Origin of the sequence: Pseudomonas sp. IPO3778, from assembly GCF_013386825.1 — a bacterium.
In the GTDB taxonomy this organism is placed as follows: Bacteria; Pseudomonadota; Gammaproteobacteria; order Pseudomonadales; family Pseudomonadaceae; genus Aquipseudomonas.
In genome coordinates, this window is the sequence record NZ_JACARC010000066.1 from 15,152 (window position 1) to 29,299 (window position 14,148).

At 60.7% G+C, this 14,148-nt stretch carries 14 protein-coding genes; 5 read left to right on the forward strand and 9 right to left on the reverse strand.

The window, feature by feature from the left end:
• The first annotated feature begins 89 nt into the window (after positions 1-89).
• Entirely contained in the window at positions 90-1,013 is a 924-nt protein-coding gene (locus HX855_RS28605; RefSeq protein WP_177082358.1) for a LysR family transcriptional regulator, read from the forward strand.
• A 188-nt stretch (positions 1,014-1,201) separates the two neighbouring features.
• On the opposite strand, the gene HX855_RS28610 is transcribed toward HX855_RS28605, so the two are convergent.
• The 3 genes from HX855_RS28610 to HX855_RS28620 all read right to left on the reverse strand — a co-directional run bounded on the left by HX855_RS28610 (position 1,202) and on the right by HX855_RS28620 (position 4,559).
• Positions 1,202-1,930 (reverse strand): aspartate/glutamate racemase family protein, encoded by a 729-nt coding sequence (locus tag HX855_RS28610; RefSeq protein ID WP_177082356.1) that lies wholly within the window; start codon positions 1,928-1,930, stop codon positions 1,202-1,204.
• Positions 1,931-1,943: 13 nt separating this feature from the next.
• On the reverse strand, positions 1,944-3,473 hold the full coding sequence (locus tag HX855_RS28615; protein ID WP_177082354.1) for an NCS1 family nucleobase:cation symporter-1: 1,530 nt from the start codon (positions 3,471-3,473) through the stop codon (positions 1,944-1,946).
• Between the two features lie 351 nt (positions 3,474-3,824).
• The gene (locus HX855_RS28620; protein ID WP_010176442.1) at positions 3,825-4,559 is read right to left on the reverse strand and encodes a phosphoadenylyl-sulfate reductase; all 735 of its coding nucleotides are present in this window, start codon (positions 4,557-4,559) and stop codon (positions 3,825-3,827) included.
• A gap of 152 nt (positions 4,560-4,711) precedes the next feature.
• Between HX855_RS28620 and thrH the strand changes: the two genes are divergently transcribed.
• On the forward strand, positions 4,712-5,329 hold the full coding sequence (gene thrH / locus HX855_RS28625) for a bifunctional phosphoserine phosphatase/homoserine phosphotransferase ThrH (RefSeq protein WP_177082352.1): 618 nt from the start codon (positions 4,712-4,714) through the stop codon (positions 5,327-5,329).
• A 116-nt stretch (positions 5,330-5,445) separates the two neighbouring features.
• On the opposite strand, the gene HX855_RS28630 is transcribed toward thrH, so the two are convergent.
• The 6 genes from HX855_RS28630 to HX855_RS28655 all read right to left on the reverse strand — a co-directional run bounded on the left by HX855_RS28630 (position 5,446) and on the right by HX855_RS28655 (position 10,815).
• On the reverse strand, positions 5,446-5,802 hold the full coding sequence (locus HX855_RS28630; protein WP_177082351.1) for a type II toxin-antitoxin system HigA family antitoxin: 357 nt from the start codon (positions 5,800-5,802) through the stop codon (positions 5,446-5,448).
• Complete coding sequence (locus HX855_RS28635; RefSeq protein WP_177082350.1) at positions 5,802-6,104, reverse strand: type II toxin-antitoxin system HigB family toxin; 303 nt, start codon at positions 6,102-6,104, stop codon at positions 5,802-5,804. The genes HX855_RS28630 and HX855_RS28635 overlap by 1 nt, the downstream gene beginning before the upstream one ends.
• A gap of 228 nt (positions 6,105-6,332) precedes the next feature.
• Positions 6,333-7,676, reverse strand: a complete 1,344-nt coding sequence (pabB, locus tag HX855_RS28640; protein WP_177082349.1) for an aminodeoxychorismate synthase component I — start codon at positions 7,674-7,676, stop codon at positions 6,333-6,335.
• 81 nt (positions 7,677-7,757) lie between these two features.
• Positions 7,758-8,744 carry an alpha-L-glutamate ligase-like protein gene (locus HX855_RS28645; RefSeq protein WP_177082348.1) on the reverse strand — a complete coding sequence of 329 codons (987 nt, stop codon included), beginning with the start codon at positions 8,742-8,744 and terminating at the stop codon, positions 7,758-7,760.
• Positions 8,744-10,276 (reverse strand): inactive transglutaminase family protein, encoded by a 1,533-nt coding sequence (locus HX855_RS28650; protein WP_177082347.1) that lies wholly within the window; start codon positions 10,274-10,276, stop codon positions 8,744-8,746. The genes HX855_RS28645 and HX855_RS28650 overlap by 1 nt, the downstream gene beginning before the upstream one ends.
• Positions 10,277-10,281: 5 nt before the next feature.
• Complete coding sequence (locus tag HX855_RS28655) at positions 10,282-10,815, reverse strand: ATP-dependent zinc protease (protein WP_177082346.1); 534 nt, start codon at positions 10,813-10,815, stop codon at positions 10,282-10,284.
• A 272-nt stretch (positions 10,816-11,087) separates the two neighbouring features.
• On the opposite strand from HX855_RS28655, the gene HX855_RS28660 reads away from it, so the two are divergent.
• The 3 genes from HX855_RS28660 to prpC all read left to right on the forward strand — a co-directional run bounded on the left by HX855_RS28660 (position 11,088) and on the right by prpC (position 13,993).
• Positions 11,088-11,801 carry a GntR family transcriptional regulator gene (locus HX855_RS28660; protein ID WP_008432676.1) on the forward strand — a complete coding sequence of 238 codons (714 nt, stop codon included), beginning with the start codon at positions 11,088-11,090 and terminating at the stop codon, positions 11,799-11,801.
• On the forward strand, positions 11,798-12,691 hold the full coding sequence (gene prpB, locus HX855_RS28665; protein ID WP_177082345.1) for a methylisocitrate lyase: 894 nt from the start codon (positions 11,798-11,800) through the stop codon (positions 12,689-12,691). Before HX855_RS28660 ends, prpB begins: the two co-directional genes overlap by 4 nt.
• Before the next feature lie 174 nt (positions 12,692-12,865).
• The gene (gene prpC, locus HX855_RS28670; protein WP_010176436.1) at positions 12,866-13,993 is read left to right on the forward strand and encodes a 2-methylcitrate synthase; all 1,128 of its coding nucleotides are present in this window, start codon (positions 12,866-12,868) and stop codon (positions 13,991-13,993) included.
• Positions 13,994-14,148 lie beyond the last annotated feature (155 nt).

The following is a 14,148-nucleotide window of genomic DNA, read 5'->3' on the forward strand; positions in this document are numbered from 1 at the left end:
GTTGGAATCGAGTATCGACCTCCCTCGGCGCCCCCGGTAGACCGTGAATGCTATAGTCTGTGTAAACCAAAAGTTTAGAATAGGGCGATATGGAAAGCTTTGGCAGTATCGAATGCTTCGTGCGCAGCGCTGAAGGTGGCAGCTTTGCCGAAGCCGCCCGGCACCTGAGCCTCACCCCGGCGGCCGTGGGCAAAAGCGTGGCCAAGCTGGAGGCGCGCCTCGGTGTAAGGCTTTTCCAGCGTAGCACCCGGCGCCTGACCCTGACCGAGGCCGGCAAGCTGTTCCTGGAAGAAGTCAGCGGCAGCCTCACCACCATTCAAAATGCCGTGGCCAACCTGGCCAGCGCCGAAGGGCGGCCGGTGGGCACGCTGAAAGTGAGCATGGGCACGGTGTTCGGCAACCGTTATGTGGTGCCGTTGCTGGGGGAGTTTTTAAAGCGTTTTCCTGACATCAACCCCGACTGGCATTTCGATAACCGCCAGGTGGACCTGATCGGCCAAGGCTTCGATGCGGCGATCGGCGGTGGTTTCGAGCTGCCCCAGGGCGTGGTCGCGCGCAAGCTGGCACCGGCGCACCGGATCCTGCTGGCTTCACCGGAGTACCTCGCCAAACGCAAGCCGGTGAACGCGCCCGAGGACTTGGCACTGTGCAACGGCATCCTGATCCGCTCACCGCAAACCGGGCGCGTGCGTTCCTGGCAACTCACCCACCGCAACCGCGAGCAACGCCCCCTGGTGCTCAAACCACGCATGACCATGAGCGACTCCGGCGCCGCCTGCTGCGCCAGCGCCCAAGGCCTGGGGATTGCGCTGGTCAGCATGCCGATGGCGGTGCCGTATCTGGACGTTGGTCAACTGGTGCGGGTGCTGCCCGACTGGTACGTGGACGACGGCAACATCTCGCTGTATTACGCCGAACACAAACTGCTGCCCGGCAAGACCCGCGCGTTTGTGGATTTCATCCTGGAGCAGTTTGTCGAGCGCGAGCTGGGGCAGCGGTTCAGTGCCATTTGATCCTGGCGGGGATCAAAATGTGGGAGCGGGCTTGCTGTGGTGAGCGGGCTTGCTGTGGCGAGCGGGCTTGCCCCGCGTTGGGCTGCGAAGCAGCCCCATCAATCGGTGGTGAGCCCGACGGGGGGCAAGCCCCCTCACCACAGGACAAGCCCCTCTCCACAGCAAGTCCGCTCCCACATGTTGGATCTTCAGCGCCCGAACTTGCCCGGCCAGCCGATGACTTTCTTCGGCCTCGGCGTCGCATACGTGCGGATCTTCGAAGTTGACAGGCCCAGACGTACCAAGCCTTCGGCAATGGTTACAGCCGAAGTCACCCCGTCCACCACCGGCACGCCCGTGCGATAGCGAATCTGTTCATCCAGCCCGGCCATGCCGCCGCAGCCCAGGCAGATCACTTCGGCCTTGTCTTCGCTGATCGCCAACTCGGCCTGGCGCACGATGGCTTCCATGGCCCGCAGCGGGTCTTCCTCCAGTTCCAGTACCGCCATGCCGCTGGCCCGCACCGATGCGCAACGCTGGTACAAGCCGGCGAGTTTCAGCCGGTCCTCGATCAGCGGCACGGTGCGGTCCAGGGTGGTCACCACCGAGTAGGCGTGCCCGAGAAACATCGCGGTGCTGGCGGCCGCTTCGGTGATGTCCACCACCGGCACGTTGAGCAGCTCCTGCAAGCCTTCGCGGCCATGCTCGCCGTAGCCGGCCTGAATCACCGCATCGAACGGCTGATCGTAGGCCATGACCCGGTCCATCACGGCGATGGCCGCCAGGTAGCTTTCGAAATTGCCTTCCACCGATTCGGCACCGAAAAACGGGGTCAGGCCGACGATCTCGGTGCCGGGGGACGCCACCGCCCGTGCCTGTCTGGCGATGGCCTCGGTGATGGACTCGGTGGTGTTGACGTTGACCACAAGGATGCGCATGGAATGTCCTTACTTAATGACTGACGTTATCGACTGCAATGCTTTCGCCGCTCACATCGGCGTAATACGGCTGGCGCTTGGCGAACAGCAGGTACAGCAGCCCTGCAATACCGGCGCCAATCAGCCAGGAGAACGGCGACACGTGGGCGAACCCGGGCAACAGGGCCAACAGAATGGCGATCACTGCCGCAGGAATGAACGCCGCTACGGCGCGCAGATTGACGCCACGGCTGTAGTAATAAGCGCCTTTCGGGTCTTCGCTATACAGCTGCGGCACGTCCACCTGGCTTTTGCGGATCAACCAGTAGTCGACCATGATCACCCCGTACAACGGCCCGAGCAGGGCGCCCAGCCCGGAGAGGAAATACACGATCACCAGCGGGCTGTTGTAGAGGTTCCACGGCAGGATCAACACCGCCACGGTGGCGCTGATCAGCCCGGCACGGCGGAAGTTCAGGTACTTGGGCGCCAGGTTGCTCAGCACAAAGGCCGGCGCGACGAAGTTGGCCATGATGTTCACCGCTACGGTCACGATCAGGAACGCCAGGCAACCCAGCACCAGGAAGAAGGTGTTTGGAATCGCCGCGATGATTTCCGTAGGGCTCTCGATCACCCGGCCATTGAGGTGGAACTGCCCGCCGCACAGCAGCACGGTGATGCTGGCGAACACCAGGATATTCACCGGCAGGCCCCAGAAGTTGCCGACCTTGATGGTCTTGCGGCACGGCGAGGAGCGGGCGAAATCGCAGAAATTCAGGATCAGCGTGCCGTAGATCGCCAGCCACAACGCGCCACCGGCGAAGATGTTGCGCCACATTTCGCCACCCGTCAGCGGCTCGCGGATCGACCAGGCGATCTGGCCGCCTGCCTGGAAATACATCCAGCCGGCCAGGGACGCTACCGTCAGTAGAATGACCGGCCCGGCGAAGGCTTCATAGCGGCGCACCATCTCCATGCCATAGGCGAGGATGGCCAGTTGCACCAACCAGATCGCCACAAAACACGCCCAACCGAGGGTCGACAGGCCAAGGATCGCGTTGTGGTCATAGTCGGCAAAACCTGGATGAACCGCGGTCAACAGCACGCGGAAAACCACCGAGGCGAGGTACGTCTGAATCCCGAACCAGGCGATCGCGATCACTGCGCGAATCAGCGCCGGAATCTGCGCGCCATGAATGCCGAAACTGATACGGCTGATCACCGGAAACGGCACGCCGGTCTTCTGTCCCATATAGCCGGACAGGTTCATGAAGAAGTACACCAGCGCCGCGCCGATCCCCAGGGACAGCAGAATCTGCCAGCCGCCCAGGCCCAGGGCATACAAGCCGATGGCGAAGGAATAGTTGGCGATGTTGTGCACATCGTTGGTCCACAGGGCAAAGATACTGTAGCGGCCCCAGCGGCGGCCTTCGGCCTTGGTGGGCGCCAGGTCCTTGTTGTGCAGGCGCGGGCTGAGTACCAGCGGGCCGGGGCTCGCGGCCTCGGGGTTCAGGGTGGAGGAGGGCAGATCCAGTGCGATGTTATTGGAGAGGCTTGTACGCATTCCGGCAGGCTCCTGGACATCAGCAGGAGAGCGGCTGACGTCAAAGTGTATGTATCTTTTTTATTAATTGTATACAAAGTGTGTTTTGCCTTAAGCCACATGCGTGCCAGATTTTCCGCGGAAAAATCGGCGGGTGATTTGGTTTTTAGAGTGATTGGAAATAAACGACTGAATTTAAAGCGATATAAATTGACCGTTTGAACAGCTATTTATTTTGTGTTGCTGGAAAGGAAGAGGATTTAAGCGGAGGTACGGCGAGGGAGGATGTAACTTTTCGGTGCAGGATTTTATAAGTGCACACAAAAATGGCACCGATGGTGACATTTTTGTGTACAGGTTTTGCCTGGCGGGTTACGCCTTGCTGATGATGTTCCCGGCGTGCAACCCGCATTCTTTCTGGGTCGCTTCTTCCCACCACCAGCGGCCTTCGCGCTCGTGCTGGTTCGGCAGCACCGGACGGGTGCACGGCTCACAGCCGATGCTGATAAAACCGCGCTCGTGCAGGCTGTTGTACGGCAGCTCCAGCATGCGGATGTAACCCCAGATCTCCTCGCTGGTCATCTGCGCCAGCGGGTTGAACTTGTACAGGGTGCGTTCCGGGGTGGAGAAGGCGCTGTCGATTTCCAGCGCGGCCACCTGGCTGCGGGTGCCCGGGCTCTGGTCGCGGCGCTGGCCGGTGGCCCATGCGCTTACGCCGGACAGCTTGCGGCGCAGCGGTTCGATCTTGCGCACGCCACAGCATTCGCCATGGCCGTCCTTATAGAAACTGAACAGGCCCTTTTCCTTGACGAAGGGTTCCAGCTTGCTCTGGTCCGGCGAGATCAACTCGATGTCGATCTTGTAGAACTCACGCACCTGCTCGATAAACCGGTAGGTCTCCGGGTGCAGGCGGCCGGTGTCGAGGCTGAACACCTTGACGTTCTTGTTCAGCTTCCAGGCCATGTCTACCAGCACCACGTCCTCGGCACCGCTGAAAGAGATCCACAGGTCGTCGCCAAACTGGCTGAATGCCAGCTTGAGAATATCCTGGGCGGATTTGTTGGCATAAGTCGCGGCGAGTTCAGCGACGTCGAAGGCTTGGTTCATCAGGACGGTTCCTACAGGTCAATGGCGCTGAGCGCTCTATAGGGGGGCGATGGTAACAAAATCCCGCCTGCGTTGCGGCGGCCAGCGTGAATCGCTAGAGTTCGGCAGTCCTTTTGCTCGCTCAACTCAATAACTTTAAATGGGAGTGTCTTGTGGAAATTGCCTGTCTCGACCTGGAAGGGGTGCTGGTCCCGGAAATCTGGATCGCCTTCGCCGAAAAAACCGGTATTGAATCCTTGCGGGCCACCACCCGGGACATTCCCGACTACGACGTGCTGATGAAACAGCGCCTGCGCATTCTTGATGAGCACGGGCTGAAGCTCTCGGATATCCAGGAAGTGATCGCCACCCTCCAGCCCCTGGATGGCGCCATTGAATTCGTCAACTGGCTGCGCGAGCGCTTCCAGGTGGTGATTCTGTCGGACACGTTCTATGAGTTTTCCCAGCCGTTGATGCGCCAGCTGGGCTTCCCGACGCTGCTGTGCCATCGGTTGATCACCGATGAGAATGACCGGGTGGTGAGCTACCAACTGCGCCAGAAAGATCCCAAGCGTCAGTCGGTTTTGGCCTTCAAGACCCTGTACTACCGGGTGATTGCCGCCGGCGACTCCTACAACGACACCACCATGCTCGGTGAGGCAGACCGCGGGATTCTGTTCCACGCGCCGGAGAACGTGATCCGCGAATTCCCGCAGTTCCCGGCGGTGCATACGTTTGAGGACTTGAAGAAAGCGTTCATCAAGGCGTCGAATCGGCAGTTGAGCCTGTAAGTTATTTGGCGTTGCCAATGGCCTCATCGCAGGCAAGCCAGCTCCCACATGTTGACCGCGCTCCCACGTGGGAGCCGGGCTTGCCCGCGATTGGGCCGGTGTGGGCACTGCACAGCCTAAACGCCTGCCAGCAAACTCTCATAAGGAATGCGCAAGCCTTTATGCAGGCGTTTAATCATCGACAAGCTCAGCTTGCGCTTGTGGTTCAGCACTTCGGAAACCCGCCCGCTCGGCCCTATGAAAGGCTCCAGGTCTCGGGCGGTCAGGCCTAGCTGCTCCATTCGAAACTTGATCGCTTCTACGGGATCCGAAGGGGGCATTGGGTAATGCTCTGCTTCGTACTTTTCGATAAGAATGGCGAGAATTTCCAGCTCGTCACCCTCGGGCGAGCCAATTTGTGCTTCCCATAGCTGCTCGACACGCGCGAGCGCAGCGGTCAGGTCTTCCTGGGAATGAATAGGTTTGATGTTCATCACACGGTCTCCGCGTTGATCTGATCGTACTGCGCGTGGGTCCCCACGAAACGTATGAACGCAAGCTGTCGCTGATAATTGATCGCCATGATCACTCGATACTTGTTACCACCTATGTTGAACACAACCCGGCCCCCTTTGAGAATGCTCGCTGTTCTTAGCTCTGCCTTGAGGGCCTGCGGGGTTGGGTAGGTAGCCTTTTCCATATGGCGATACAACTCCACCAGCGGCGTTTTGGCATCCATGCAGCCGGGGTGGCTTTCCCAGAATATTCGGAACGTCGACAGAGCGATTATCCGCATCGCGTCAACCTCCCAATTTGGGAGATAATAGGTGCGGTTGAGGGCAGATGCAATCTCGGAAATATTTCCTGACGAGTAGGCAGTCGCTTCATGTGATCCTTCACAGACGGCGGGTGGACGGTTGAAGCCGGACGCTATCCTCCCGCTTCAAACCCGTCTACTTCGGCACTGATTCAGGTCTTTTCTGCTGCGTGGCTCTACGTCAGCGAGCCAGGAAGGGGCAGGGTGCTACAAGCTTTCCAAGGTGTGTAACAAAACCTGCACCTTGGTCAGCGACTCCTGGTACTCCGCCTGCCACTCCGAGTCCGCGACGATCCCGCCGCCGCCCCAGCAGCACACCTGCCCATCCTTGACCAACAAGCTGCGAATGGCGATGGAGCTGTCCATCTCGCCGCGTACGTCCAGGTACACCAGCGAACCGCAATACAGCCCGCGCCGGGTGGGTTCCAGCTCGTCGATGATCTGCATCGCGCGGATCTTCGGGGCGCCGGTGATGGAGCCGCCGGGGAAGCTGCCGGCGATCAGGTCCAGGGCGTCTTTATCGTCGGCCAACTCGCCGGTGACGCTGCTTACCAGGTGATGCACGTTCGGATAGCTTTCGAGGCTGAACAACTCCGGCACTTTCACCGAGCCGGTACGGCAGGTGCGGCCCAGGTCGTTGCGCAGCAGGTCGACGATCATCAGGTTCTCGGCACGATCCTTGGGGCTGGCCAGCAGTTCGGCGGCGTTGGCCGCATCTTCTACGGGTGTTGCGCCCCGTGGGCGGGTGCCCTTGATCGGGCGGGTTTCCACCTGGCGCTGGCTGATTTTGACAAAGCGTTCCGGCGACAAGCTCAACACCGCGCCGTCGTCCGGGAGGCTCTGGAACCCGGAAAACGGCGTCGGGCAGGCTTCGCGCAGGGCGCAGTAGGCCGCCCACGGATCGCCGCTGCACGGGGCGCGGAAGCGTTGGGCGAAGTTGACCTGGTAGCAGTCGCCGGCCTGGATGTAGGCCTGGATGCGGGCGAGGGCTTGCTTGTAGGTTTCGGCAGTCACGTCCGGAGCCATGGGGCCCTGCAGCTTGAACGTTTCCAGCGGGGTGATGGCCGGCTGGCTGAACAGGGTGATCAGGCGTTGCCGCTCGCTCTCCACCAGTTTGGGATGGAACACCAGTTGGCTGGCCTGCGCCTGGTGGTCGCTGATCAAGGCCCAGGCGTACAGGCCAAAGCGCGCGTCCGGCAGGTGCAGATCGTCCACGGCTAAGTGCGGCAGGTGCTCAAGGTGGCGGCCGAAGTCGTAGCTCAGGTAACCGATCAGGCCGCCGGCGAACGGCAGCTCATAAGGCGCAGGAATGCTGGCTTCACCCAGCAACGTCAGGTTTTCCCGCAACCGTTGCAGGAAATCGCTGCCGCTTTCGTCCGGCAGTACCGCCAGCGTCGCCTCGGGCCACGCACTCAGCAAATCATACCGGCCACGCTCGGCAGCCGGTCGGCCGCTGTCCAGCAGCACTGCGCCGGGGGCATGGCGGATCGCTGCAAAATACTCGGCAGGGTTGGCCCGGTAGGGCAACGGGTGTACAGAACAGATCGACATGCGGGGCGGAGCCATCGGTGCGCGGGGGAGGGGATTGTAGTCCCCTGCAGGATTTGCTCCTAGAGGGGATAGGCAGAGCGGTCAGGCTTCAACCGCAGGAATATGCCCGAACATCTCCTGCACAAACTTTACCCGTTCTTCCGGTGTTTCTGTCACGCCGGCGGCTTTGAACTCTTCCAGCCGAGCCTCTACGGCATGGGTACGCAGGGTCAGGCCGCAGTCGTTGGCAATCTGGATATTCAGCCCCGGGCGAGCATTAAGCTCCAGGATCAGTGGGCCTTTTTCCTGGTCCAGCACCATGTCCACGCCGATGTAACCCAAGCCGCACAGCTCATAGCAGCCGGCTGCGAGCTTCATGAAACCGTCCCAGTTGGGCAGTTGCACGCCGTCCACCGCGTTGGTGGTGTCGGGGTGTTTGGTGATGATGTTGTTCAGCCAGGTGCCACGCAGGGTCAGCCCGGTGGCCAGGTCGACACCCACGCCAATCGCGCCCTGGTGCAGGTTGGCCTTGCCGCCGGACTGGCGAGTGGGCAAGCGCAGCATGGCCATCACCGGGTAGCCCATCAGCACAATGATGCGGATGTCCGGAACGCCTTCATAGCTGATGCTTTTGAATATCTGGTCGGGCACCACCCGGTATTCGATCAGCGCCCGGTCACGGTGGCCGCCCAGGGAATACAGGCCGGTGAGGATGCTGGAAATCTGATGCTCGATCTCTTCATGGCTGATGATCTTGCCGGAGACCGTGCGATAGCGCCCCTCAAAACGGTCGGCGATCACCAGGATGCCGTCGCCGCCCGCGCCCTGGGCCGGCTTGATCACGAAGTCGCTGCGCCCACCGATGATGTCGTCGAGCTTGTCGATTTCCTTCTCGGTGGAAATGATCCCGTACATCTGCGGCACATGGATGCCGGCCGCCATGGCCCGTTCCTTGGTGATGATCTTGTCATCCACGATCGGGTACAGGCTGCGCTTGTTGTACTTGAGCACGTAGTCGGCGTTACGCCGGTTGATGCCCATGATCCCCCGCGCTTCCAGGGCCTTCCAGGTCTTCCAGAAGCCGAACATTACGAGTCAGCCTTGAGGAAGGCCTTGAAGCGCACCAGTTCGGTCAGGCGGTAGCCGCGATAGCGACCCATGGCCAGCATGAAACCCACCAGGATCAACAGGATCGCCGGGAAGGTGAACACGAAGTAGATCAGCTCCGGCACGCTCATGATGATGTGGGCCAGGGAGGCCGCGAACAGCGTGCCGATCGCGACTTTCATCGCATGGCCACCCCCGCGCTCTTCCCAGGTGATCGACAGACGTTCGATGGTCATGGTCAAAATCACCATCGGGAACAACGCCACCGACAGCCCGCGCTCCAGGCCCAGCTTGTGGCTGAACAGGCTGATGGCCGCGATCAGCACCACCACGAAGGTCAGCACCACCGACAGCCTCGGCAGCATCTGCAGCTTCAAGTGTTCCAGGTAAGACCGCAGCGACAGCCCCAGCGCCGTAATAATGGTGAACAGCACAATCCCGAAGCCCAGCTGCGTCTCTCGGAACGCCAGGGCAATCAGCACCGGGGTGAACGTGCCGAGGGTCTGCAGGCCGATCAGGTTGCGAAGGATCAGGATCACCAGCACGCCGATCGGGATCATCACCATGATCATGAAGGTCTGCTGGGTTTGCAGCGGCAGGCCGTACAGCGAGTATTCGAGGAAGTTGGCGTCGGTATTCTCGTCCGTCAGCTTGGCCAGGCGAATGGCGTTCATTTCGCTGTTGTTGAGGCTGAAGGTCACCATGGCCTTTTTGCCGCCGTCGACGGTGATCAGGTTTTCATCGCCGGTCCACCACAGCAGGCGGTCGGTGGGCAGCCCTTGTTCGCCGGTGTCGGGGTTGAAGTACAGCCAGTCATTGCCGTTGAAGCTGCGCAGCCAGAGTTCCGGGGTTTGTGGCTGGTCGGCCACCAGGCGGATGGTGTGGACCTTTTCCACCGGCACGTGGGCAATGGACAGCAGCAACTCGACGATCTTGGCCTTGTGCGGTGTCGACGGGTCGCCCGCCAGCAGCAGCTTCACGTTGTCGTCGTTGAGGTTGTTGGTGCGCTTGATGGCTTCGCTGATAAAGGTCTCGACATCGGCCGAGTGCTGGCGGATCGGCGCCAGCAGGGCTTCGGCGGCGATTTTTTCCGGGCCGTCGACGGCAATGCTGTCGCGGAAGGTGGGGCCCTTGACCTTGACCTTTTCGCCGCTGTAACGCTTGGTCAGTACCAAGCGGTAGTAGAGGGTCTGGTTGCCCTTGGCCCGACGGGCCGACCAGGTGACCTTGCGGTTGCCATCGAGGCGGTTGACGCTCACACCGTAGTTATTCGAAATAAAGCTTTCATTCAGGCTGACGAAGTCGCGGCTCAGGGGCGGCACGAACATCTGGATCTTCACCGGGTCTTTGGCGTTGGCGACGAATTCGACCTTGGCGTCGATGTTCCACAGGTCGTCGGTGGCGTCCTCGGTGACAGGAATCCCCAGCACGAAAATCTGATAGGCCGTGACCGAAATGCCCAGGACCACCAATACGGCGATCAGGATTTTCAGGTGCAGATTAAGAGAGCGCATTCAAATTACTCAGCGGTATGAGCGTCGGTGGCGCAGGCAGGTTTGCCCGCCGCGTATTTAAGACTGGGGTCGACCAGCGCATCAAAGCGTTTGAGCGCTTCGGAGCCGATCAGCAGCGGGTATTGGAAGGCGCTGCGGTCAGTCAAGTTCACTTCGATACTGCGTAAAGCGGTGCCCATGCAGATGTCCAGGGCAATCACGGGACGGGCGGTGTAGTTCTTGTCTTCATCGGGGTCGTAGTCACCGGCGCGGCGTTTGATCTTGCTCACGCGGGCCAGGGGGCGCTCGATGGGGTGGGAATGGGCGGCGTCGATGGCAAGATAAAAGCGCACCCAGGATTCGCCGTTGCGCTTGAAACGCTTGATGTCGCGGGCACTCAAGGACGCAGTCTTGGCGCCCGTGTCGAGTTTGGCGGCCACTTCCAGGTCAATGCCGGCCAACGTGGCGTATTCATTGAGCCCATACACGGTCTTCTCGGCTGCAACGCCAAGGCCCGGTATAAACAGTAGAAACATTAGGGGGAAGGGCTTGAGTCTCATAAATCCTGAGGCGGTGCAGTGCGATGTTCAATTCAAGGCGACTGGCATTGCTGCGCAAACTCCCTCGTGCGCCTTTTCATCCAGGGATGTGAGGCAAAAGTGGCCGGCATTCTAACATGAAGGTTTTCTGGCGCCAGCGCTGGCAGCCGGCCATGCCCCGATAGGGTGCAGGGCCGGTTATTAGAAGATTGTCGACAATGTGTATTTATTCTTTGACTATTCTGGGCTGATTGGCTAGTTTTTGCGGCATTGCTTTTAAAGGTGTCGACAATATGCTGGATCAACTGGAAACCCCAGTGATGGCCCAAGACGATTCCCAGACCATGTCCGAGAACGTCTTCCGGCGTATCCAGGCCGCCATTGTCAAGGGCGAGATCGCCCCCGGCAGCAAGATCTCCGAGCCGGAACTGGCGCGCACCTATGGCATCAGCCGTGGCCCGCTGCGCGAGGCGATCCACCGCCTGGAAGGCCAGCGCCTGCTGGTGCGCATCCCCCATGTGGGCGCGCGAGTGGTGTCCTTGAGCCATGAAGAGCTGATCGAACTCTACGAAATCCGCGAGTCCCTGGAAGGCATGGCCTGCCGGCTGGCCGCCGAGCGCATGACCGACGCCGAGATCGAAGAGTTGCGCCAGGTGTTGCACACCCACGAGCGCGATGCCGCCTTCCAGGCCGGTGTCGGCTACTACCAGCAGGAAGGCGACTTCGATTTTCATTACCGGATAATTCAAGGCGCCGGTAACCGTACCCTGACCCAAATGTTGTGCGGCGAGCTGTATCAGTTGGTGCGCATGTACCGCATCCAGTTCTCCGCCACCCCCAATCGTCCACGCCAGGCCTTTGCCGAGCATCACCGCATTCTTGACGCGATTGCCGATCGCGACGGTGAACTGGCCGAGTTGTTGATGCGCCGTCATATCGGCGCTTCCAAACGCAACATTGCCCGTCACTTCCCGGACGGCGCGCCCCAATCACGAGGTGAGTCATGAGTTCCAAGAACAACACTACTCCAGGCCAGCGTTTCCGTGACGCCGTTGCCAGTGAACAGCCGTTGCAGGTGGTCGGCGCGATCAACGCCAACCACGCCCTGCTGGCCAAGCGCGCCGGTTTCAAGGCGATCTACCTGTCGGGTGGCGGGGTGGCTGCCGGCTCGCTCGGCGTGCCGGACCTGGGGATTACCGGCCTGGATGACGTGCTGACCGACGTGCGCCGCATCACCGACGTGTGCGACCTGCCGCTGCTGGTGGACGTGGACACCGGTTTCGGCTCCTCGGCGTTCAACGTGGCACGCACGGTCAAGTCGATGATCAAGTTCGGCGCGGCGGCGATCCATATCGAAGACCAGGTGGGCGCCAAGCGTTGCGGCCATCGTCCGAACAAGGAAATCGTGTCCCAGCAGGAAATGGTCGACCGTATCAAGGCCGCCGTGGATGCGCGCACCGATGACAGCTTCGTGATCATGGCCCGTACCGACGCGCTCGCCGTGGAAGGTCTGGAGTCCGCCCTGGAACGTGCCGCCGCCTGCATCGAGGCCGGTGCCGACATGGTGTTCCCGGAAGCCATCACGGAGCTGGAGATGTACAAACTGTTCGCCTCCCGCGTGAAAGCGCCGATCCTGGCTAATATCACCGAGTTCGGTGCCACGCCGCTCTACACGGTCGATCAGTTGAAATCTGCGGATGTTTCCATTGTGCTGTACCCGCTCTCGGCCTTCCGCGCCATGAACAAGGCTGCCGAGAACGTTTACACCGCGATCCGTCGCGACGGCACCCAGCAGAACGTGATCGACACCATGCAAACCCGCATGGAGCTTTACGATCGCATCGACTACCACACCTTCGAGCAGAAGCTCGACGCGCTGTTCGCCGCCAAGAAGTAACGCACCCGGATACTTGTAGGCGCGAGCTTGCTCGCGAAGATCGTTAACGATAACGCGCTTAGCCTGAATGAACGCGGCGCCCTGAAGTTTTTCGCGAGCAAGCTCGCTCCTGCAAGGGGCGGTGTGACGCTTCAGCGAGACGCTTCCCTAATAAAGACAAGATTGGAGATAACCATGGCCGAAGCAAAAGTACTCAGTGGCGCTGGCCTGCGTGGCCAGGTCGCCGGGCAAACCGCACTGTCCACCGTGGGCCAGGCCGGTGCCGGCTTGACCTATCGCGGCTACGACGTGCGTGAACTCGCCGCCGACGCGCAGTTTGAAGAAGTCGCCTACCTGCTGCTCTACGGCGAATTGCCGACCCAGGCCGAGCTGGCTGCCTACACCGCCAAGCTCGGCAAGCTGCGCGACCTGCCCCAGGCACTGAAAGAAGTACTGGAACGCATCCCCGCCGACGCCCACCCGATGGACGTGATGCGCACCGGTTGCTCGTTCCTGGGCAATATCGAGCCGGAGAAAGACTTCAGCGTGCAGCGCGACGTGACCGACCGCCTGCTGGCGGCGTTCCCGGCGATCATGTGCTACTGGTACCGCTTCAGCCACGACGGCCAGCGCATCAATTGCGTGACCGACGAGCCATCCATCGGCGGCCATTTCCTGCACCTGTTGCACGACAAGAAGCCGAGCGACTTGCACGTCAAAGTGATGAACGTCTCGCTGATCCTCTACGCCGAGCACGAATTCAACGCGTCGACCTTCACCGCCCGCGTGTGTGCCTCGACCCTGTCGGACCTGTATTCCTGCGTCACCGCCGCCATCGGCTCCCTGCGTGGCCCGCTGCACGGCGGCGCCAACGAAGCGGCGATGGAGATGATCGAGCGTTTCTCTTCCGCCCAGGAAGCGGTGGAAGGCACCCTCGGCATGCTGGCGCGCAAGGACAAGATCATGGGCTTTGGCCACGCGATCTATAAAGACAGCGACCCGCGTAATGAAGTGATCAAGGGCTGGTCGAAAAAACTCGCCGACGAAGTGGGCGACACCGTGTTGTTCCCGGTTTCCGAAGCCATCGACAAGACCATGTGGGAGCAAAAGAAACTGTTCCCCAACGCCGACTTCTACCATGCCTCGGCGTACCACTTCATGGGCATCCCGACCAAGCTGTTCACGCCGATTTTCGTTTGCTCGCGGCTGACAGGATGGGCCGCGCATGTATTTGAACAGCGTGCCAACAACCGCATCATCCGTCCGAGCGCCGAGTACATCGGCGTTGAGCAGCGCAAGTTCGTGCCAATCGAACGTCGCTGAATGGTGGGAATCTGAGGCGCCAGTTTTAAGGATCGGAACCGGTTCAATGTGGGAGCTGGCTTGCCTGCGATAGCATCACCTCGGTGTAACTGACACACCAAGGTGCCTGCATCGCGGGCAAGCCCGGCTCCCACAGGGACCGTGTTCATCCAGGC

Excerpts from the sequence above, each read along its gene's own strand:
- HX855_RS28605 (WP_177082358.1), top strand. The coding sequence starts at position 90 with ATGGAAAGCTTTGGCAGTATCGAATGCTTCGTGCGCAGCGCTGAAGGT.
- HX855_RS28610 (WP_177082356.1), bottom strand. The coding sequence starts at position 1,930 with ATGCGCATCCTTGTGGTCAACGTCAACACCACCGAGTCCATCACCGAG.
- HX855_RS28615 (WP_177082354.1), bottom strand. The coding sequence starts at position 3,473 with ATGCGTACAAGCCTCTCCAATAACATCGCACTGGATCTGCCCTCCTCC.
- HX855_RS28620 (WP_010176442.1), bottom strand. The coding sequence starts at position 4,559 with ATGAACCAAGCCTTCGACGTCGCTGAACTCGCCGCGACTTATGCCAAC.
- HX855_RS28630 (WP_177082351.1), bottom strand. The coding sequence starts at position 5,802 with ATGAACATCAAACCTATTCATTCCCAGGAAGACCTGACCGCTGCGCTC.
- HX855_RS28635 (WP_177082350.1), bottom strand. The coding sequence starts at position 6,104 with ATGCGGATAATCGCTCTGTCGACGTTCCGAATATTCTGGGAAAGCCAC.
- pabB (WP_177082349.1), bottom strand. The coding sequence starts at position 7,676 with ATGTCGATCTGTTCTGTACACCCGTTGCCCTACCGGGCCAACCCTGCC.
- HX855_RS28645 (WP_177082348.1), bottom strand. The coding sequence starts at position 8,744 with ATGTTCGGCTTCTGGAAGACCTGGAAGGCCCTGGAAGCGCGGGGGATC.
- HX855_RS28650 (WP_177082347.1), bottom strand. The coding sequence starts at position 10,276 with ATGCGCTCTCTTAATCTGCACCTGAAAATCCTGATCGCCGTATTGGTG.
- HX855_RS28655 (WP_177082346.1), bottom strand. The coding sequence starts at position 10,815 with ATGAGACTCAAGCCCTTCCCCCTAATGTTTCTACTGTTTATACCGGGC.
- HX855_RS28660 (WP_008432676.1), top strand. The coding sequence starts at position 11,088 with ATGCTGGATCAACTGGAAACCCCAGTGATGGCCCAAGACGATTCCCAG.
- prpB (WP_177082345.1), top strand. The coding sequence starts at position 11,798 with ATGAGTTCCAAGAACAACACTACTCCAGGCCAGCGTTTCCGTGACGCC.
- prpC (WP_010176436.1), top strand. The coding sequence starts at position 12,866 with ATGGCCGAAGCAAAAGTACTCAGTGGCGCTGGCCTGCGTGGCCAGGTC.